Annotated in this window: 15 protein-coding genes; 10 read left to right on the top strand and 5 right to left on the bottom strand. The window is 66.5% G+C overall.

The window, feature by feature from the left end; translation table 11 throughout:
• Nucleotides 1-31 precede the first annotated feature (31 nt).
• Nucleotides 32-376 carry a hypothetical protein gene (locus LK10_RS03395; RefSeq protein ID WP_043120045.1) on the bottom strand — a complete coding sequence of 115 codons (345 nt, stop codon included), beginning with the start codon at nt 374-376 and terminating at the stop codon, nt 32-34.
• Between the two features lie 170 nt (nt 377-546).
• On the opposite strand from LK10_RS03395, the gene glgX (LK10_RS03390) reads away from it, so the two are divergent.
• The 4 genes from glgX (LK10_RS03390) (at nt 547) to treZ (ending at nt 9418) form a co-directional block, all read left to right on the top strand.
• Complete coding sequence (glgX, locus tag LK10_RS03390) at nt 547-2646, top strand: glycogen debranching protein GlgX (RefSeq protein WP_081998233.1); 2100 nt, start codon at nt 547-549, stop codon at nt 2644-2646.
• 100 nt (nt 2647-2746) lie between these two features.
• A complete protein-coding gene (glgX, locus tag LK10_RS03385; RefSeq protein ID WP_081998232.1) occupies nt 2747-5218 on the top strand; it encodes a glycogen debranching protein GlgX in 2472 nt (823 codons plus the stop codon).
• A 1-nt stretch (nt 5219) separates the two neighbouring features.
• Nucleotides 5220-7616, top strand: coding sequence for a malto-oligosyltrehalose synthase (gene treY, locus LK10_RS03380; RefSeq protein ID WP_043120044.1), 2397 nt, complete (start codon nt 5220-5222; stop codon nt 7614-7616).
• Nucleotides 7616-9418 (top strand): malto-oligosyltrehalose trehalohydrolase, encoded by a 1803-nt coding sequence (treZ, locus tag LK10_RS03375; RefSeq protein WP_231567576.1) that lies wholly within the window; start codon nt 7616-7618, stop codon nt 9416-9418. The genes treY and treZ overlap by 1 nt, the downstream gene beginning before the upstream one ends.
• A gap of 91 nt (nt 9419-9509) precedes the next feature.
• Here treZ and LK10_RS03370 read toward each other — a convergent pair whose 3' ends face one another.
• Nucleotides 9510-9776: a GlsB/YeaQ/YmgE family stress response membrane protein gene (locus LK10_RS03370; RefSeq protein WP_043120042.1), complete on the bottom strand. Its 267-nt coding sequence runs from the start codon at nt 9774-9776 to the stop codon at nt 9510-9512.
• Between the two features lie 131 nt (nt 9777-9907).
• On the opposite strand from LK10_RS03370, the gene mgrA reads away from it, so the two are divergent.
• Nucleotides 9908-10924 carry an L-glyceraldehyde 3-phosphate reductase gene (gene mgrA / locus LK10_RS03365; RefSeq protein WP_043120040.1) on the top strand — a complete coding sequence of 339 codons (1017 nt, stop codon included), beginning with the start codon at nt 9908-9910 and terminating at the stop codon, nt 10922-10924.
• A gap of 121 nt (nt 10925-11045) precedes the next feature.
• On the opposite strand, the gene LK10_RS21685 is transcribed toward mgrA, so the two are convergent.
• Nucleotides 11046-11303: a PLD nuclease N-terminal domain-containing protein gene (locus tag LK10_RS21685; RefSeq protein WP_043120039.1), complete on the bottom strand. Its 258-nt coding sequence runs from the start codon at nt 11301-11303 to the stop codon at nt 11046-11048.
• A 131-nt stretch (nt 11304-11434) separates the two neighbouring features.
• Here LK10_RS21685 and LK10_RS03355 point away from each other — a divergent pair, with 131 nt between their 5' ends.
• Nucleotides 11435-12520 (top strand): inositol-3-phosphate synthase, encoded by a 1086-nt coding sequence (locus LK10_RS03355; RefSeq protein ID WP_043120038.1) that lies wholly within the window; start codon nt 11435-11437, stop codon nt 12518-12520.
• 92 nt (nt 12521-12612) lie between these two features.
• Here LK10_RS03355 and LK10_RS03350 read toward each other — a convergent pair whose 3' ends face one another.
• Nucleotides 12613-14118 carry an amidase gene (locus LK10_RS03350; protein WP_052206882.1) on the bottom strand — a complete coding sequence of 502 codons (1506 nt, stop codon included), beginning with the start codon at nt 14116-14118 and terminating at the stop codon, nt 12613-12615.
• A gap of 101 nt (nt 14119-14219) precedes the next feature.
• Nucleotides 14220-15794, bottom strand: a complete 1575-nt coding sequence (locus LK10_RS03345; RefSeq protein ID WP_052206881.1) for an MFS transporter — start codon at nt 15792-15794, stop codon at nt 14220-14222.
• Nucleotides 15795-16148: 354 nt separating this feature from the next.
• Between LK10_RS03345 and LK10_RS03340 the strand changes: the two genes are divergently transcribed.
• The 4 genes from LK10_RS03340 to LK10_RS03325 are packed head-to-tail and all read left to right on the top strand — an operon-like array spanning nt 16149 to nt 19889.
• Nucleotides 16149-16796, top strand: coding sequence for a GntR family transcriptional regulator (locus LK10_RS03340; RefSeq protein WP_043120037.1), 648 nt, complete (start codon nt 16149-16151; stop codon nt 16794-16796).
• A gap of 47 nt (nt 16797-16843) precedes the next feature.
• Complete coding sequence (locus LK10_RS03335; RefSeq protein WP_043120035.1) at nt 16844-17638, top strand: aspartate/glutamate racemase family protein; 795 nt, start codon at nt 16844-16846, stop codon at nt 17636-17638.
• Nucleotides 17635-19161, top strand: a complete 1527-nt coding sequence (locus LK10_RS03330; RefSeq protein WP_052206880.1) for an amidohydrolase family protein — start codon at nt 17635-17637, stop codon at nt 19159-19161. The genes LK10_RS03335 and LK10_RS03330 overlap by 4 nt, the downstream gene beginning before the upstream one ends.
• Nucleotides 19158-19889 carry a maleate cis-trans isomerase family protein gene (locus LK10_RS03325; RefSeq protein WP_231567574.1) on the top strand — a complete coding sequence of 244 codons (732 nt, stop codon included), beginning with the start codon at nt 19158-19160 and terminating at the stop codon, nt 19887-19889. The genes LK10_RS03330 and LK10_RS03325 overlap by 4 nt, the downstream gene beginning before the upstream one ends.
• Nucleotides 19890-20047: the final 158 nt, after the last annotated feature.

Below are 20047 nucleotides of genomic sequence, written 5' to 3'. Positions count from 1 at the left end.
ATTCTGACCGGCGGGGTCGAAGGCAAACAGGCTAGGGGCGTCCGTTGACGGCCGAGATGGAGAGGGAGACCCAACGGGTGAAGTCCATGACCGTCTGAGTGGTGGCCGGGGCGTCGGTGGTGACTCCCCGGAAGAACCTCCAGAGGTTCTTGTGCACCCCGGAGCCGACGACGTGGCCGCGTCCGAAGGTTCCGTCCAAGCCTCGTGCGTCGCGGTCCCAGTCGATCATCGTGTACTCGACGGCGTTGGTGCCGTCGACGGGGCGGCTGAGGATGACGACGCGTTGATCAGGCGAGATGGCGCGGACATTGAAGGGCTTTGGGCCGGTGTCGCGGAACGTGACCTTGTCCCCGAGAGCGAGGCTCCTGAAGCTCATAGCGCCCCCTAACGACCGCATCCCGCTTGCTCTGAGTTGGGATCTCGGGCACCAGTGTAAGCGGTTGCGCAAACAGATGTCATAGGCGTTTCGTAAGCGTCACGACCCTGTCACACAGCGACCTCCCGGGACCCTGCGAAAGTGTCAGGAGCGTGGGATAGTGTCGCTCCATGGAACAGGAGCCCTATGGGGCGCATCTGACCGATGGGGGAACGCGCTTCGCGCTGGCGGCCGCGCCGGAGGCCGAGCGCGTGGAGGTCTGTCTGGTCGACGGCGGCGAGCAGACGTGCGTGGACCTCGCGCGGCAGGGCGAGGCCGACGGCGCCGTGCGCTGGGAGGGCGAGGTCCCCTGGGTCGGCGAGGGCCAGCTCTACGGCTATCGGGTCCACGGCCCGTGGGAGCCCGAGCATGGACTCCGGTTCAATCCGGCGAAGCTGCTCCTCGACCCCTACACGCTCTCGGCCTCGGGAATATTCAGAGGAGAGCAGGAACTCCTCGGCTACGAGGTCGGCCAGCCCGCGAGCATCGACACGAGAGACTCGCTCGGACGGGCGATGCTCTCCGTCGTCTGCGACCACGGAGAGTACGACTGGGAAGGCGACCGCCCACCGCGCCGCCCGTACCACGAGACGATCGTCTACGAAGCCCACGTGAAGGGCCTCACCCAGCTCCATCCCGAGGTTCCCGAAGACCTCAGGGGAACATTCCGCGGTGCGGCGCACCCCGCCGTCGTCGGCCATCTCGCCTCGCTCGGTGTTACGGCACTCGAGCTCATGCCGGTCCACCAGTTCATCGAAGATCCCACCCTCGTCGAGAAAGGCCTCTCGAACTACTGGGGCTACAACAGCATCTGCTTCTTCGCCCCGCACAACGCGTACTCGTCCAGCGGACAGCACGGCCAGCAGATCGCCGAGTTCAAGGACCTCGTCAAGGCCTACCACCGTGCCGGCATCGAGGTGATCCTCGACGTCGTCTACAACCACACGGCCGAGGGCAACCATCTTGGGCCCACGCTCTCCTTCCGCGGCATCGACAACGCGGCCTACTACCACCTCGTGCCGGGGGACGAGTTCCACTACATGGACTACACCGGCACCGGGAACACCCTGAATGTCGGCCACCCGCTGACGCTTCGCCTCGTAGTTGACTCGCTGCGCTACTGGGTCACCGAGATGCACGTCGATGGGTTCCGGTTCGATCTCGCGGCCTCGCTCGCGAGGGAAGCCGGTGAGGTGGACATGGTCTCGCCGTTCTTCGAGCTTGTGGCTGCTGATCCGATTCTTTCCCGCGTGAAGCTCATCGCCGAGCCGTGGGATGTGGGGCCCGGCGGCTATCAGGTGGGGAACTTCCCGCCTCAGTGGGTCGAGTGGAACGGGAAGTTCCGAGACTGCGTGCGGGACTTCTGGCGCGGCGAGCCCGGGAAACTCAGGGAACTGGCCACTCGGCTCTCCGGCTCCGCAGACCTCTACGAGGAGGAAGGCCGAAGGCCCTCGGCCTCCGTGAACTTCGTGACCGTCCACGACGGCTTCACGCTCCGGGACCTGGTCTCGTACAACAACAAGCACAACGAGGCGAACGGCGAGGACAACCGCGACGGGACGGACGACAACCGGTCGTGGAACTGCGGGGTCGAGGGTCCGAGCGATGATCCTCACGTCCTCGAGCTCCGTGCCCGGCAGCAGCGAAACCTGCTCCTCACGCTCATGCTGGCCCAAGGGGTGCCGATGCTCTCTCACGGCGACGAGCTCGGGCGCACCCAGGGTGGGAACAACAACGCCTACTGTCAGGACAACGAGACGACGTGGATTGACTGGGAGCGGGCCGACGTGGAGCTGGTCGACTTCGTGCGCCGCCTCGTCCAGCTGCGTCAAGAGCATCCCGTCTTCCGCCGCCGCAGCTTCTTCGACGGAACTCCCGTCGCCCCGGCAGAGGGGGACCCGCTCCCCGACATCGTGTGGCTCGATGCGGACGGCACCACCATGGGCAGCGACGACTGGGACGAGGACTGGGCGAAGTCCCTTGCGTTCTTCCTCAACGGCAATGCGGTGCCGGGGTTCGGCAGTGCGCCGCGGGACTCGGACATGCTTGTGATCCTCAATGCTGCGGACAACGACGTTGACTACCTCATCCCTGCCGGCCACTTTCCCGACAAATGGACGACCGCCCTCACCACGTGTAGTTCGGGGCTGGTGGGGGAACGGACTGGTGCGGGTGAGCGCTTCGTGGTGCCTGCCCGCAGCGCTGTCGTGCTTGAGGCCGTAAGGGAGTGAAGAGCCGAGTCACGGCCGAAAGATAACGACGGCGTCACCACCCCTAGCTATGATGCGAGGCACCGGGTCCGCCGTGACCCACCACAGATAGAGGAGCTACATGGAGATCTGGCCCGGCACCCCCTACCCCTTGGGGGCGACGTTCGATGGAACCGGGACGAACTTTGCCTTGTTCAGTGAGGCGGCGAGCAAGGTAGAGCTGTGCCTCTTCGACGCGGACCGGAATGAGAAGCGGGTCGAGCTCACCGAAGTGGACGGTTTCGTGTGGCACGCGTACCTCCCGGACATTCAGCCCGGGCAGCTCTACGGCTACCGCGTACACGGCGAGTATGACCCGAGCAAGGGCTTGCGCTGCAACCCCAACAAGCTCCTCCTCGACCCGTATGCAAAGGCCGTCCATGGGCAGCCCGAGTGGTCCCAGCCGCTGTTCTCGTACAACTTCGGCGATCCGTCCAGCCGCAACGACGATGATTCCGGGCCGTACATGATGCTCGGGGTCGTCACGAACCCGTTCTTCGACTGGGGCCCCGACGCGCAGTTGCGGATCCCGTACCACGAGACCGTCATCTATGAGGCCCACGTCAAGGGCCTCACGGAGCTGCATCCCGAGGTTCCGGAGAACCAGCGGGGAACGTACGCAGGTGTGGCGCACCCCGCCGTCGTCGCCCATCTGAAGAAGCTCGGGGTGACCGCCCTCGAGCTCATGCCAGTGCACCAGTTCGTGGACGACAGCACCCTCCAGGACAAGGGCCTGCACAACTACTGGGGCTACAACACGATCGGGTTCTTCGCGCCGCACGCCGGGTACAGCTCTGCCGGCGACCTCGGGAGCCAGGTGCAGGAATTCAAGGCGATGGTCCGTGCGCTTCACGAGGCGGACATCGAGGTGATCCTGGACGTCGTGTACAACCACACGGCCGAGGGCAACCACATGGGCCCGACGCTCTCCCTCAAGGGCATCGACAACGCCCGCTACTACCGGCTCGTGGAAGACGACCCGCAGTACTACATGGACTACACGGGCACGGGCAATTCGCTCAATGCCCGGCAGCCGCACTCTCTCCAGCTGCTCATGGATTCGCTGCGCTACTGGGTCACCGAGATGCACGTGGACGGGTTCCGCTTCGACCTCGCCTCGACGCTCGCCCGCGAGTTCTACGACGTCGACCGCCTCTCGAGCTTCTTCGAACTCATCCAGCAGGATCCGGTCGTCTCCCAGGTGAAGCTCATTGCCGAGCCGTGGGACGTTGGACCCGGCGGCTACCAGGTGGGCAACTTCCCGCCGCAATGGTCAGAGTGGAACGGCAAGTACCGCGACACGGTGCGCGACTTCTGGCGCGGCGAGCCGGCGACGCTCGGGGAATTCGCCTCGCGGCTCACCGGTTCCGCCGACCTCTATGAGCGGGACGGGCGGCGGCCCGTCGCGTCCATCAACTTCGTCACGGCGCACGACGGCTTCACGCTGCGCGACCTCGTCTCCTACAACGAGAAGCACAACGAGGCCAATGGCGAGGACAACAACGACGGCGAGTCCCACAACCGTTCCTGGAACTGTGGCGCCGAAGGGCCGACCAAGGACGAGAAGGTCCTCGAGCTGCGCGCACGCCAGCAGAGGAACTTCCTGGCGACGATGTTCCTCTCCCAGGGCGTGCCGATGATCTGCCACGGTGACGAACTCGGGCGTACCCAGCACGGCAACAACAATGCCTACTGCCAGGACTCCGAACTCACATGGATCAACTGGGAGGCCATGGACCGGCCCCTCGTCGAGTTCACTGCGGCTGTTGCGCGACTGCGCGCAGAGCACCCCACGTTCCGCCGGAGCAAGTTCTTCATCGGCAAGCCCGTGCGCCGCGAAGAGGGCGACCGGCTTCCGGACATCGTCTGGCTCAGGCCGGACGGCGAGACCATGGTGCCCGAGGACTGGGACACCGCATTCGGCCGATCGGTGGCGGTGTTCCTCAACGGAAACGGCATCAACGGGGTGGACCGCCGCGGGCAAGCCATCACGGACGCCCACTTCCTCCTGTACTTCAACGCGCACGACGGCGAAGTGACCTTCCGGATTCCGTCCCGGAAGTACGCGCCAGGGTGGGACGTGCTCATCGATACGTCAGGGGCGCTGCCTCACGGCAAGGAGGTGCTCGCGGGTACCGAGATCGGGATCGCGGCCAAGAGCCTGGCCGTGCTGCGGGCCCACGAGCCCGTGGCGCTTGAAGCAGACCACTCAGTTGCGGCGTCGCTCGCGGCGCTGGCGGAGAGCGAGGGGCGCGCGCCGGAGGAAACCGAACAGGGCGAGGAGCCTGTGGAGGAGGCGGCTCCGGCTGAGGCTGATGTTGAGACGCCCGTTGAGGAGGCGGCTCCGGCTGAGGCTGATGTGGAGACGCCTGTGGAGGAGGCGGCTCCGGCTGAGGCTGATGTGGAGACGCCTGTTGAGGAGGCGGCTCCGGCTGAGGCTGATGTGGAGACGCCTGTTGAGGAGGCGGCTCCGGCTGAGCCGACGGACGATGGGACGCCCGACCCCTCCAAGACGAGACGGCCCGGCACGGGGCCGCGGAGGGGCAAGGACTGACATGCGGTACCCGTCGTCAACGTACCGACTGCAGATCCGCCCGGGCTTCACGCTCGACGACGCTGCGAGCCTCGTGCCCTACCTGCACCGGCTTGGAGTGGGCTGGGTCTACCTCTCGCCGATCCTCACCGCGGTGCGGGGATCCGAGCACGGCTACGACGTGGCCGACCCCACTCGCGTGGACCCCGAAAGGGGCGGCGAGGACAGCCTGAAGCGGCTTGCCGCTGCAGCGCACGAGGCAGGCATGGGCGTCTTGGTGGACATCGTGCCCAACCACCTCGGCGTCGACGTCCCCGAACAGAATCCATGGTGGTGGTCCCTTCTCCGGGAGGGGCGGAACTCCCGGTTCGCCGAGGCGTTCGACGTGGATTGGGCGGCGGGGGACGGAAAGATCCTTCTTCCGCTCCTCGGCTCGGAGGCGGACCTGGACGGGCTCCGTCTCGAGGAAGATCGCCTGTACCTCGGGGAGATGGCGCTACCCCTCGCCGAAGGCAGCGCCAGCCCGGGCGAGACCCCGAGGGAGGTGGCGGCGCGCCAGCACTACGAACTCATTCCGTGGCGCGAGGGCGAGACGCGGCTCAACTACCGGCGGTTCTTCACGGTCACGAGCCTTGCCGGCCTGCGCGTCGAGGTGCCGTGGGTCTTCCATGCGGCTCACGCCGAGGTTCGCCGCTGGTTCGACGAGGGCTTGGCTGACGGTCTTCGGATCGACCATCCGGACGGACTGGCCGACCCCATCGAGTATCTCGCGCGGCTGCGCGAGCTCACCCACAACTCGTACACGGTCATAGAGAAGATCCTCGAGGCCGACGAGCGGCTCCCATCGGAGTTCCCGTGCGAGGGCACGACGGGTTACGACGCTCTGGGCACCATCGATCGCCTCTTTGTCGATCCCGCGGGCGAGGCGCGGCTCAACGAGCTCGAGGCGACGCTACGTCGTCGTGCGGCGCGCCCCGAAGGATGGGGTGAGGCGGGCGCCTCTGGCGACGACGTGGAAGCTGTAAAGCGCACCGCCAAGCGGATGATCACCGCCGGACCCCTTCGAGCGGAGATCCTTCGTCTCGCGCGCCTTGTCCCAGCAGCCGCCGAAGCGCACAACCTGACCGAGGCGGGGGCGCTTCCACCTGCTCTGGCGTCGCCGGATGATGTGGCCGACGCGCTCGCCGAGATCGCGGTCGCATTCCCCGTCTACCGCACGTACCTCCCGCACGTGCCGGGCGAGGAAGGCCTTGTGGAACAGACGTGCCAACAAGCCGCTGAGGAGCGCCCTGATCTAGCAGAGACAATCAAGACTCTCGGGCCACTCTTGACGGACCCAGCCACGGAGCTCTGCATCCGGTTCCAGCAGACCACGGGGATGATCATGGCAAAGGGCGTCGAGGACACGGCGTTCTACCGCATCTCCCGGCTCGGAACCCTGACCGAGGTCGGAACCGATCCCGGACGCTTCTCGGTGGGACTCGACGAGTTCCACGCGCGGATGAGTGAGAGAGAGGCATCGATCCCGCGATCGATGACTGCGCTCACGACCCATGACACCAAGCGCAGCGAAGACGCACGGGCGCGCATTTCCGTCCTGGCCGAGCTGGCCGACGAGTGGGCGCAGCTTCTCCCGCGCCTCCTTGAACGGGCTGAGCTTCCGGACGGCTCTCTTGCCAATCTCGTGTGGCAGGCCATCATCGGGGCCTGGCCAGCGGACGCCGAGCGTCTCACCGGCTACGCGCTCAAGGCGGCTAGGGAGGGGGCTCTGAACACGACGTGGACTGAGCCGAACGCCGATTTCGAGGGCAAGCTCGAGGCGCTCGCGCAGTCGGCGGTTTCGGATGCCGGAACGCGGAGCCTCGTCGAGGACTTCGTCGCAAGGATCGAGCCATACGCCGCCTCCAACGCGCTCTCCGCAAAGCTCGTGCAGCTCGCGGGCCCGGGTGTGCCCGATGTCTACCAGGGCACCGAGTTCTGGGACCGCTCGCTCACGGATCCCGACAATCGCCGGCCCGTGGACTTCGAGGCTCGGGAAGACGCGCTGTCCGCGCTCGACGCCGGCTCGCCTACCCCGACCCCGACCGCGCAGGAAGCAAAGCTCCTCGTCGTGTCTCGGACCCTCCGGCTCCGCCGCGACCGGCCCGAGCTTTTCGAGGGGTACGTCCCGCTTGAGGCGAACGGCCCGGCCGCCGAGCATGCGGTGGGATTCAGGCGGGGGGCGCGCGGCGTCGTCGCCCTCGCCACGAGGCTTCCCGCCGGGCTCGAGCGGCGGGGTGGGTGGGACGACACCTACGTGGTGCTCCCGTGGCCGAGCCGTAATGCCTTCACAGGCGCTGTCTATGAGGCGGGGCAACTGCCTCTCGCCGAGGCATTCGCCGAGCTGCCAGTCGCCCTGCTTGTCCCGGAGGAGAACTGATGACAGACCAGGAGCAAACTGCCGACGACATGAGGCATGAGCTGGGAGATGTGTGGGCGCCGGCCGCGAAAGAGGTCGAACTCGTCCTCGGCGACGAGAAGCTCGGTCTCGTGGAGCAGGGCGGCGGTTGGCGGGTCGTCCCCGAGGCCGACCGGGCGCGGGTGCGTACGGCACTGGCCGACGGAGCGCGGTATGGCTATGTGGTCGACGGCGAGGGGCCCTTCCCTGATCCGCGCTCGCTCCGGCAGCCGGAGGGGGTGCACGAGCTCTCGGCCGGCTTCGACCCGTCCGCCCACCGGTGGTCTGACGACGCGTGGCGCGGCCGAGAACTCGCCGGTTCGGTTGTCTACGAGCTTCATATCGGGACGTTCACGCCCGAGGGAACGCTTGATGCGGCAGCCGAGCGGCTTCCGTACCTCGCCGAGCTGGGCATCGGCTTTGTAGAGCTCCTGCCCGTCAACGCATTCAACGGCCCGTACAACTGGGGCTACGACGGCGTCCTGTGGTCGGCCGTCCACGAAGGCTACGGAGGCCCCGCCGCGTACGAGCGCTTCGTTGACGCCGCGCACGCGCAGGGGATCGGAGTCATTCAGGACGTCGTCTACAACCACTTGGGACCGAGCGGGAACTACCTCCCGAAGTTCGGCCCCTACCTGCTTGAGGGCGGAGCGACGGCCTGGGGTGACTCGGTCAATCTGGACGGGCCGAAATCGGATGAGGTGCGTGCCTTCATCCTCGACAATGCGCGGCTTTGGCTTGAGGACTATCGGGTGGACGGACTGCGGCTGGACGCGGTTCACGCGTTCGTGGACCGGCGCGCAGTTCACCTGCTCGAGGACCTCTCGGTGCTCGCGCGCGACGTCGAGCATCGCACGGGCCGCGCCAAGGTGCTCATCGCGGAATCGGACCTGAACGATCCTCGCCTCGTCTCGCCCCGGGACCGCGGCGGCTACGGCGTGCACGGCCAGTGGAGCGACGATTACCACCACGCAGTGCACGTCGCCCTCACGGGTGAGGCCGAGGGCTACTACGCGGATTTCGCGGACCCTGAAGCGCTCGCGAAGGTTCTCCGAGGCGGCTTCTACCACGACGGCACCTATTCGAGCTTCCGTGAGCGTCGCCACGGCAAGCACATCGACGCTGACCTGGTGGCGCCAAGCCAGCTGGTTGTCTGCAGCCAGAACCATGATCAGGTGGGCAACCGGGCTGCTGGCGACCGTCCGAGCGCGTCGCTTGACTACAGCCGGCTCGCGGTTGCGGCGACCCTCGTGCTCGCCTCGCCGTTCACGCCGATGCTCTTCATGGGTGAGGAGTATGGGGCGCGCACGCCCTGGCAGTTCTTCACGTCCCACCCGGAGCCTGAGCTCGCCCGTGCAACCGCGGAAGGCAGGCTCAAGGAGTTCGAGAAGATGGGCTGGGATTCCTCCCTCGTCCCCGATCCCCAGGACCCTGAGACCCGCCGCCGCTCGATCCTCGACTGGAGCGAGGCAGAGACGGACGACGGCGCTCGCCTCCTTGCGCTATACCGGCGCCTCATCCAAGCGCGGAGTGAGCTGCCGGGCCTGTGGTCCGGGCGTTTCGACGAGACTGAGGTCGTGACCGGAACGGAAGGCGGGACCAGGTGGATCGCATGGAACCGTCCGGGCGCGGGGGTTGCCGTCAACTTGGGCCCTGGAGCGGCTGAGCTGCGCCTCCCGGGCAGCGGTGCACGGCGCGCAGTCGTCGCGACGGACGAGGCGATTCGCGTGGACGGCGACAGGATCGCCTTCCCGGGCCCCGGCGCCGTCGTCCTCGGCGAATAGCGCAGGGGATCGCTTCCTCGACAACTGCCGTTCTCGGCAACCAAAAGCCCCGTCCGGCACTGCCGGACGGGGCTTTTCGCTGGTGAGGGACCTAAGCCCTGCGGCGGTGCACGATGGCACCCCAGATGAGGAGGACGATGATGGATCCGACGATCGCAGTTACCCAGGTGCGAATCTCGAAGAAGGTGCCGATCGTGTTGAAACCGAAGATCAGGCCACCGATGAAGCCTCCCAGCCAAGCGCCTATGACGCCCAGAATGAGAGTGGCAATCCAGCCTCCGCCCTGCCTCCCAGGGAGGATGGCCTTGGCAATCGCCCCGGCGATCAGGCCGAGGATCAGGAATCCGATGAAGCCCACGTTATTCTCCTTTGCTGGTGCGATCCCGTAGAGAACTACGTATTTCCCCAATTCAGTTGTTCTAACACGCAACCACGTGGCCGTCACCGTTGCCGTCGATACGATGCTGAATCTTTATAGGATGGTGCGCTGTGACGTACATCGCAGATTCCACTCGTTATGAATCCATGCAGTACAACCGGGTTGGCCGCAGCGGCCTCAAGCTGCCGGCGATCTCCCTCGGTCTCTGGCACAACTTCGGGGACGACAAAAACTTCGAGGAGCAGCGCGCCATCCTCCGACGGGCATTCGACCTCGGAGTCACCCACTTCGACTTGGCCAACAACTACGGGCCGCCTCCCGGGAGCGCTGAGTCCAACTTCGGCCGCCACCTCCGGGAGGACTTCCGGCCGTACCGGGACGAACTCATCATCTCGACCAAGGCCGGGTATTTCATGTGGGACGGGCCGTACGGCGAATGGGGTTCCCGGAAATATCTGATTTCGAGCCTTGACCAATCGCTCAAGCGCATGGGTCTGGAGTACGTGGACATCTTCTACAGCCACCGTCCTGATCCGGATACCCCGCTCGAGGAGACGATGGGGGCGCTCGACTATGCCGTGCGCTCCGGGCGTGCGCTCTACGCCGGCATCTCGTCCTACTCGCCACAGCAGACACTCGAGGCAGCCCAGATCCTGCGCGACCTGGGCACGCCGCTGCTCATTCACCAGCCGCGGTACTCGATGGCGGACAGGTGGACCGAGCAGGGCAGCCCCAACCTGTACCAGGCTCTGGAAGAGGTGGGGGCCGGATCCATTGTCTTCTCGCCGCTCGCCCAAGGCCTGCTGACGAACCGCTACCTGCACGGGATCCCGGAGGACTCGCGGGCAGCGAAGGAGCACTTCCTCAAGTCGTCCTCGATCACCGAGGACAAGGTCGAGATGGTCCGGGCGCTCGACGCCGTTGCCGGAGAGCGAGGGCAGACCCTCGCCCAGATGGCCATTGCGTGGGTACTGAGGCCGCAGCCGTCAGGAGCGGCGCCCGTGACCTCGGCGCTTATCGGTGCTTCGTCCGTAGGCCAGCTCGAAGACTCGCTCGGCGCCTTGGCTGGGCCGGAGTTCCTCGATGAGGAGCTCGCCACAATCGACCGGATCCTGGCGAGCCACTGACACTGGGGCGGGATGTGCCCACGGGATGGGCGAGATCTGGCCACTCGTCGGAACTCCGACGAGTGGCCAGATCTTTCCCGACGAGTGGCCAGATTCTTCCGCCGCGGCGCCTCGCGACGCGTCAGCGGTGTGTGGGTGAGACGGCGGCGGGGCGCCGTCCGAAGATGAAGTACGCGAGCGGACCGAACGTGTTGATGAAGGTCGCCGCGAACCACGCCGCCTTCCGGCCGTTGATCTGCTGGGCTGGGCGGCGAGCGAGGTCCCGCCACGCGAGCAGCTTGAGGCCGAACTCGAGCATCGAGAAGCTGATGACCCAGAACCTCCTCCGTCCGCTCATCTTCTTCCATTCCTTTTGGGCGCGTTGGGCGCGGCGTGCCATAGACCCTCCTGTGAAATGCTGTGTTTTCGAGTCTAGGTCCGCTTGAGCCGGAAACGCGTTGGGTAGGATGACTTTGCTTTCCGGCGTCGGACGCATCCTTCGCCGGTGCCAGTTGATCTGCAAGGAGAACCGTGTCTGAGAACCCGATCCGTGTGGCCATCGTCGGCGTGGGCAACTGCGCCGCCTCCCTCGTCCAGGGAGTGCACTACTACCGCGACGCGGACCCGGGGGAGACCGTCCCCGGCCTCATGCACGTCCAGTTCGGGCGGTACCACGTCCGCGATCTCGAGTTCGTTGCCGCCTTCGACGTGGACGGGAAGAAGGTCGGAGTCGATCTCGCCGACGCAATCGGCGCGAGTGAGAACAACACGATCAAGATCGCGGACGTGCCGCCGACGGGCGTCACGGTCCAGCGCGGCCACACCCTCGACGGCCTCGGCAAGTACTACCGCGAGACCATCGAAGAGTCCGACGCGGAGCCCGTCGACGTCGTCGCCGCGCTCCGCGAGGCCAAGGTGGATGTGCTCGTGTGCTACCTCCCCGTCGGTTCCGACCAGGCCGCGAAGTTCTACGCCCAGTGCGCGATCGACGCCCACGTCGCGTTCGTCAACGCCCTCCCCGTGTTCATCGCGGGCACGCCGGAGTGGGCTCAGAAGTTCACCGAGGCGGGCGTGCCGATCGTCGGCGACGACATCAAGAGCCAGATCGGTGCCACCATCACCCACCGTGTGCTCGCAAAGCTGTTCGAGGACCGCGGCGTGACCGTGGACCGCACGTACCAGCTGAACGTGGGCGGCAACATGGACTTCAAGAACATGCTCGAGCGCGAGCGGCTCCAGTCCAAGAAGATCTCCAAGACCCAGGCCGTGACCTCGAACGTCGAGGCCGAGCTCGCCCCCCGCGACGTCCACATCGGCCCGAGCGACTACGTCGAGTGGCTCGACGACCGCAAGTGGGCCTTTGTGCGCCTCGAGGGCCGCAACTTCGGCGACGCCCCGGTCTCGCTCGAGTACAAGCTCGAGGTGTGGGACTCGCCCAACTCGGCGGGAGTGATCATCGACGCCGTCCGGGCGGCCAAGATCGGCCTCGACCGCGGCATCGGCGGCCCCCTCGTCTCGCCGTCCGCGTACTTCATGAAGTCTCCGCCCGAGCAGCGTGCCGACGACGTGGCGCGCGCCCAGGTCGAGGCGTTCATCCGCGGCGACGTGGAGCGTTAGGCGAGCGGCCGGCGGCAAGCCAAGCGGCGTCGTCGTCATCTCTCGCGCGAAGGCCCCCGAGTCCGTACAGGACGCGGGGGCCTCGCTCAATCTCACAGAGCAAGCGGACCGGGCCGGAAATCCACGACCCGTTCAATTTCACGGGCGACGGCTAGCACTTCCTGATCGTGGAACCGCCGCCCCACCACTTGAATGCCGATAGGCATCCCGTCGTCGCCGAGACCGACGGGAACGACGGCGCTTGGAAGCCCAAGAATGCTGATCGCCCGACAGCTCACCCCGAGCTGCGATCGTGGGACTTCGCGGCCATCGATCTCGACAGCATGCGCGCCGATGATCGGGGCGGTGGCACTGGCTACTGGCAGAAGCAGGATCTGATGCTCCTCGAGGAAGCGAGTAACAGCAGCAAACACGGCATCCCTCCGGGCTGTGGCCCTCAGGTTTCCGGCGAGCAATTCCGCTCCTGACATGTTCGCCAGCTTCGCTTCGATCCCAGAGAGGTACTGGAGGATCCCGGCAGTAACTTCGGCGGGGTGCGACTGTGCACGTGACCTGTGGATCGCTTCGGCGACTTCGGGCAAGCCTTCGGCGTCGCGCAGTTCGATGAACAGGCCGGCGGCCTCTTCTAGACGCGGCGGCCTCTGCTTGACGACCGAGCGGACCGCGGAAGCAAGAAGCTGCGCGGTGCGGGAGAGCACCCGGACGATGTCGGAACGCACAGGAACGGTCCCTTCACCCTCGCACCAGGCCACGGAGAGGGCCGCGAGGTCGACGTCGTCCGAATGGCCGAGCGCTACGGGCCCGCATGCGGAATCGATGCCGTCCGGCCCTGCCATGAGGTGCACGAGCAGCTCGACGTCCTCAACGCGCCGGGCAATGGGTCCTGCGGTCATGTAGCGGTGCAGAACGGACGACGTATTGGGCGGGGATAGCGGCGCCGTCGTGTCATAGGGCAGGATTCCGGTTCCCGGCAGGACGCCCAACGTGGGCCGCATGCTCGCGAGGCCGGTGCAGTGCGCGGGCCACCTGATGGAACCGCCGAAGTCCGTTCCCAGGCCGAAGGCGGCGAGGCCTCCTGCCACCGCTGCGGCATCGCCGCCGCTCGAGCCGCCCGGTGTCCGCGCAAGGTCGAAGGGGTTGCGGGTGTCGCCGAAGAGGAGGTTCCCGGCATGGGTATCGACCGCGAACTCCGAACAGTTGGCCTTGCCCAAAAGGATCGCGCCTGCCGCCAGAACACGGGCGACGACGGGGGCGGTCGTCTCGGGAGCGTAGTCCTTGAGGACAGCGGATCCTGCCGTCGCGGGGTAACCCGCAACGGCGAGCGTATCCTTCACCGTGAACGGGACCCCGTGCAGTGGGCCGAGTTCCTCTCCTCGTTCACGTGCGGCGTCTGCAGCGGCGGCCTTATTGAGCGCCTCTCGCCTGATCGTGGCGCCATCGGGTGCGATGATCGCCCGAAGAGATCCGTTGCATTGATCGATACGGTCCAGATGGGCAGTGACGGCCTCGACTGCAGTGAGCTGCCCGGCACGGATCGCGCTTGCGAGCCTGACTGCTCCCGTTTCGAGAACGTTGGGGCTGATGGATGGTGACTGCATCAATGGCTTCTTCCGTATCGATGGCTTCTTCCGTGCCTGCTGCGGTGCGGCACCCGGAATGAGCCAGGTGCCGCACCGCTGCTGGTGCTGAGCTGCGTTCTCTAGCGCTGAGCCGCCCGGCTCCCATCGGGGCGCTCCGAAGACCGAAGGTTGGCCCTGTCTTGATCGTGTGTCGCCTCGTGCATCGAATGCTCGGGAGCAGTGCCTCCTGGGCCGACGAGGTGATCGGGTGCTGCAACCTCAAGGCGCTCCACAGAGTCGTCGAGCTCCGAGATCTGTTCGAGCGTCTTGCCCAGGGTCTCCGGGCCGAATCGAACTGCGATGGCGGCGATGAGATACATCGCGACGACGAGGGAGAAGATGCCGAGCGCCCCGAAGGACTGAAGGACGCGGCCTGCGAACGGCGGGATGATCGAACCGGCGGCGGAGGCGATGAAGACGGAAGCACCGACGCCGAACGCACGAACACGTGTCGGGTACATTTCCGGTGCCCAAACCCAGATCAAGGTGTTGAGGACCATCGACATCAGCTGGAACAGCGAACCGAAGAGGAGCACGAGACCCAGATTCGGCGACATGACGAAGCCGATCGCCGTGACGACTGCCGCGAGGCAACCGTAACCGAGGACGACCTTGCGGCGGAGCCTATGGGCGCCGAAGGAACCCAGGATGGAACCGACGAGGCCGCCGACGTTGATGATGAGCGTGAATCCGAGGCTAGTTGCTACGGCATACCCCTCGTTGACGAGGATGGATGGCATGAAGATTGTGATCGTGTCTTGAGCGCCGAAGGCCATGAACGAGACGATCCAGAGCACGGCCGTCCGTCGGCGAAGCGCGCCGCGGAAGATGTCGAGAAGACGGACGGACTCGGTCCGAGTCACGTGGCCTTCTGGAGTCTTCACGTAGTCCGTGACCTCTCCGCCGTCGTTGCGCAGACGGCCCCGAGAGAGCAGGCTCAACACCGTATTCGCCTCGTGAACCCGACCACGGGTGAGGAGGTAGCGAGGGCTTTCCGGCATGTACCGGCGGTAGACGAAGACAAGCAGCGCCGGGACGGCAAGCACTCCGAGAAGCCATCTCCAGCTCGTGTCAGCGCCGCCGAAGAGGCTGCCACCGGGAACGAGGATGGCCCAGGAGAGCGCGCTCGAAAGGAAGATGCCCAGACCGCCGCCGGCTACCTGCACGATGGCGGTGCAGGCCCCGCGGACCTTCGTGGGGACCATCTCCGAGACGATCGTGACACCGGTGTTGAGCTCGCCACCCAGCCCGATGCCGACCATGATGCGCCCGATGATGAGGACTGTGTAGTCCGGAGCAAACGCGCATACCAGCGCGCCCAGCGTGTAGAGGGCAAGGTTGTAGAGGTAGGTGATTTTTCGGCCCAACAGGTCGCCAGCCATGCCCGCGAGCAGGCACCCGATGGCCACGCCGCCAAAGGTTGCCGTGCTCAACAGCCCGACTTGGAAGTCTTGCAGGGCCCACACGCGCTTGATGTCGGGGGCTGCATAACCGATGTTGAATTGCTCGATTGCGTCGAAGATCGTACCGATCGCAACCAGCAGGATGATGATCTTCTGGGCCTTGCCAAGGCCGATCTTGTCCATCGCATTCGCGAGCTGCGAATGCTGGCGTTGAGATATTGCTGCTTCTTCGGGGGTGAGCTGAGTGCTCAAGGGGAGTCTCCCTTCAGAGGGCAGGCGGAAGAAGCCTGCGGACGCTGGGTTGACCGGGGCACTTCCTTGTTGGCGGGTTGCTTCCAAGGTCGGTCTGTATAGAGAGGGCCTCGGGTGCGGCGATCGTCCGCGAGGGAGGCGTTCTTGGTATCCCGTATTGGGATCCCAAAAACAAAGGTAGGAGTGGTGTGCACCACAGTCAAGAGGTCGGAGCAAAATGGGATCCCAGTCCGGGATCCCAACTGTTGACTCACCTTAGGACACGCGCTTAGTCTGATTTGAGATCCCAAGACGGGACCCTCAACCGGCCAGCCTGCGGCTCCCGCGCGGCCCACACGGAAGGGGACAACTGACATGGCGCAGCCAGCAGAGGAACCGCAGCGCGATCGACCACTCCGTGAAGTCATCCGCGACACCCTGCGGACACGGATCTTCGAAGGCCACTACGCGCCCGGCACCCGCCTCATCGAACGGGACCTCGCGGCGGAGTTCAACGTCTCGCGGCTCCCTGTGCGGGAGGCGCTGCGGATGCTCGTCCAGGAAGGAATCCTCGCCGAGAGGGCCTCTCGAGGCTCGGTGGTAGCGGCCCTCAGCGAGAAGGATGTGGAGGACCTCTTCGACGTGCGCCACTCGCTCGAGGTGCTCGCGTGCCGGCTGGCCGCGCGCCGGGCGACCCCCGAGGACATCGACAAGCTCCAGAGCCTGATCGACCGGGCCGAGGACGCGCTCGCTCGGGGCAGCATCAACGAAGCCCACCGGCTCAACAGCGAGTTTCACGACGAGGTCACGCGGATCGCCGACAACGGCTTCCTCCGCACGGCGCTCGAGCCGCTGCAGGGCCGCATGCACTGGCTGTTCCGCCACGTCACGGACCTGCCAGAGCTCGTGCACGAACACCGTGAGCTCCTCGCCGCCATAGCCAGCGGCGATCCCGAGCTCGCCGCCGTCCAGTCGACGCATCACATCGACAAATACCGAGAACAGTATCCGGACACCGTCTGACCCTCGATCCCGTCGAGGCCCGACTCTCCGCCACCCAAGGAATCTTCATGAGACTTCTCGTCGTCAACCCGAACATCAGTTCCGACGTCACGGAACTGATCCGCGCGGAGGCGGAACGCTCCGCGGCTCCCACTACCGACCTGCTCGTACGCACGGCTCCGCGCGGCGTCGAATACATCGAGACGCGTTTCGAATCCCTCCTCGCGGCAGGGGCCGTTGCGGAAGTCATTGCCGCACACCGCGACGAGGTCGACGGCGTCCTCGTCGCGGCATTCGGGGACCCCGGCATGCCGGCGCTCAAGGAACTCGTCGAAATCCCGGTCATCGGCATCACGGAAGCGGCCCTCTGCGCGGCTGCGCTCCAGGGCAGCCGCTTCTCGATCATCGCCATTTCGGACCGCATCACGGCGTGGTACCGCGAGTGCGTCGAACATTTCGGATTCGCCAGCCGACTCGCGTCGATCCGTTCCCTCAAGGAGGCGCTGCGCGGGATCGGCACAGTCCAGGACGACTTCCGCCCGACCCTCGTCGAGCTCGCCCGGCTCGCCGTCGCGGAGGACGGCGCCGACGTCGTCGTTCTGGCAGGCGCCCCGCTCGCGGGCCTCGCACGCGACGTCGCCTCGGAGATCCCCGTTCCTGTCGTGGACGGCATCGGAGCCGGAGTCCGGTTCGCGGAGGCCGTCGTCGGGCTTCGCTCCGGCGCCCACCGCGCAGGCTCCTTCGCCGTCCCGCCGCCCAAGCGGCGGGCTGGCCTTGCCCCGGTGCTCGATGCTGCCCTGGACGAGCGCCAGCTCGCCGCTCGCCCAGTCGCTGCTTCCCTCGAAGGGGGCGACCTCTCATGACAGATCTCGTCATCGCGCACGGCCTCGTGGTGAACTCGTTCGGCACCCGCGTCGCCCACGTCGTCGTCGACGGCGGCCGGGTGACCGCCGTCGTCGACGCGTCAGAACCGGTCCCCGCAGCCGATCGGATCATCGATGCCGCAGGCCGCGCGGTCATCCCTGGGGGAGTGGACGGCCACTGCCACATCGCTCAGGTCACCGGACCGTACCGCACTCTCGACGACTTTGCAGTCACGTCGAAGGCGGCGCTGTGGGGCGGCACCACGACCATCATCGATTTCGGCATTCCACGCGACCGTTCCGAGTCGCCCCTCGATGCAGCGAAGAACAAGCTCGCCCTCGCCCGTGAGGCGCGCTGCGACGTCGGCCTCCACGGCGCCGTCCTCGACTGGGACGAGACAGTCCCGGCGCAGCTCGAGGAATTGGCTCGCCTCGGCATTCGCTCGGTCAAGATGTACATGACGAATCGCGGGACAACGATGGCGGAGAACGACACCGTCCTCAAGGTCATGCGGGAGATGGTCCGTCTGGACGGGCTCACGTATATCCACGCGGAGCACGACGCCATCACGGTCGCGTGCACGCAGGAGCACGCCGATGCTGGGGCGATCGGCATCGAGCACCTCCATGAGACGCGTCCGGAGCTCGCGGAGGATGCTTCGGTTCGGGAAGTGCTCGCGATGGCCGAATTCACGCACGCCCCGGTGTACTTTGTGCACCAGTCCACTCCGGGCGCCGTCGACCTCGTAGCCGAGGCCCGCTCCCGCGGCCTTCCGATCCACTCGGAGACGTGCCCCCACTACCTCGTGCTCGACGACGGGGTCTACAGCTCGCGCTTTCCCGAATGGTTCGCGTGCTGCCCGCCGATGCGGTCGCGTGAGACGGTTGCTGCCCTGCGCGAACGCTTCGCCGACGGATCGATCCACACCGTTTCAAGCGACCACTCCTGCTATGACCTGACCCAGAAGCGCGAGCATGTGGAGGACATCCGGCAGATGCCTCACGGTCTCCCCGGCGTCGAGACCCGCATGCCGGTCGCGTTCACGGCGCTGCTCGAGGCCGGGAATGCGCTGAGCTCGCCGGCAGCGCACGACGCCGGGTCCCCGGCCGCCGCGGAGGGCTCGCCCGGGCTGGGACTGCTTGAGCGGTTCGTAGAGCTGTTCTCCGCCGCGCCGGCCAGGATCAACGGACTGCCCGGCAAAGGTGCCATCGTGCCCGGATACGACGCGGACCTCGTGGTCTTCGACCCGGCAGAGGCACGCAGCGTCGATGGCACGGCACTCCATATGGGCACGGACTTCTCGCCCTTCGAGGGCCGCGAGCTGCGGGGTTGGCCCCAGGTTGTCGTAGCGGCAGGCCGGGTCGTGCTCGATGAGCAGGGCTTCCACGACCCGGGTCCCACCGGGCGCTTCGTCTCGCGCTTGGGTTACCGCGAGGCGTCGGCTCTCCCGGCCCCCGGCTCCTCGTCACGGGGTGGAGAGTTTGCTGCGGCAGCATCTCTTGGCTCGGGGGAGGGCAAGTGACCGCGGTCCAGTCTGCCCGTCCCGCGCGCATCGGGATGATCGTCCCATCCTCGAACACGTGCCTCGAGCCGATGACCTACCGCATCCTCGGCGCCCGGGAGGACGTGACCGTTCACTCGACCCGCATCCCGGTCACGAGGATCGCCCTCGACTCCGGGTCGGACCGGCAGTTCGATGTCGAGGGAATGCGGCGTGCCGCGGAGCTCCTCGCGACCGCGGACGTCGACGTCATCGCCTGGAACGGGACCTCAGGATCTTGGCTCGGCCCGGACCACGACAGGGAAATCGCCGCCGAGATCACCGCGGCCACTGCCATCCCGGCCACGACGTCGACGCTCGCGTACCTCGACGCGTTCGCCCAGTTCGGCACCGAAACCGTCGGTCTTGTGACGCCCTACACTCAGGACGTGAACGTCGCGGTGATCGCGAAGTACGCCGCCGAGGGTGTGCACGTGAAGGGGCACCGCGCCCTCGGGCTGAGCGACAACGAGTCGTTCGCCCGCGTTGCACCGGAGGAGCTCCTGCCCGGATCGCTCGAGCTCGCGGCCGGGAGGCCAGATGCGCTCGTGTATCTGTGCACGAATCTCTACGGTGCGCCCGTCGTCGCCCGCGTCGAGGAGCAGACCGGGGTCGCCGCGCTCGATTCCGTCGCCGTCACCCTGTGGCGTTGCCTCCAGCTCGCCGGGGCTCCTCTGCTGGAGCCACGCTGGGGCAAGCTGCTCGCCTGAGCCGAGGCGCGCCTCCGCTAGAGAGCCGCCGGCATGCGCGATTCGCCCCTAGAGGCGGCAAGGGTAGCGGCTGTATCCTACGACCCGTAGCGGGGTGCTACGCCAGCCGAGGGAGCGGTATGTTGGGGGGCTCTCCCTCGGCTCGGAAAGCGAGCCAG

The sequence above is a fragment of the Sinomonas humi genome (assembly GCF_000802235.1).
GTDB classification, from domain to species: domain Bacteria; phylum Actinomycetota; class Actinomycetes; order Actinomycetales; family Micrococcaceae; genus Sinomonas; species Sinomonas humi.
The sequence above is the reverse complement of the archived record's forward strand: the minus strand, read 5'-3'. Positions and strand labels throughout refer to the sequence as shown.

Excerpts from the sequence above, each read along its gene's own strand:
- LK10_RS03395 (WP_043120045.1), bottom strand. The coding sequence starts at position 376 with ATGAGCTTCAGGAGCCTCGCTCTCGGGGACAAGGTCACGTTCCGCGAC.
- treY (WP_043120044.1), top strand. The coding sequence starts at position 5,220 with ATGCGGTACCCGTCGTCAACGTACCGACTGCAGATCCGCCCGGGCTTC.
- glgX (WP_081998233.1), top strand. The coding sequence starts at position 547 with ATGGAACAGGAGCCCTATGGGGCGCATCTGACCGATGGGGGAACGCGC.
- glgX (WP_081998232.1), top strand. The coding sequence starts at position 2,747 with ATGGAGATCTGGCCCGGCACCCCCTACCCCTTGGGGGCGACGTTCGAT.
- LK10_RS03330 (WP_052206880.1), top strand. The coding sequence starts at position 17,635 with ATGACAGATCTCGTCATCGCGCACGGCCTCGTGGTGAACTCGTTCGGC.
- LK10_RS21685 (WP_043120039.1), bottom strand. The coding sequence starts at position 11,303 with ATGGCACGCCGCGCCCAACGCGCCCAAAAGGAATGGAAGAAGATGAGC.
- LK10_RS03340 (WP_043120037.1), top strand. The coding sequence starts at position 16,149 with ATGGCGCAGCCAGCAGAGGAACCGCAGCGCGATCGACCACTCCGTGAA.
- LK10_RS03335 (WP_043120035.1), top strand. The coding sequence starts at position 16,844 with ATGAGACTTCTCGTCGTCAACCCGAACATCAGTTCCGACGTCACGGAA.
- treZ (WP_231567576.1), top strand. The coding sequence starts at position 7,616 with ATGACAGACCAGGAGCAAACTGCCGACGACATGAGGCATGAGCTGGGA.
- LK10_RS03350 (WP_052206882.1), bottom strand. The coding sequence starts at position 14,118 with ATGCAGTCACCATCCATCAGCCCCAACGTTCTCGAAACGGGAGCAGTC.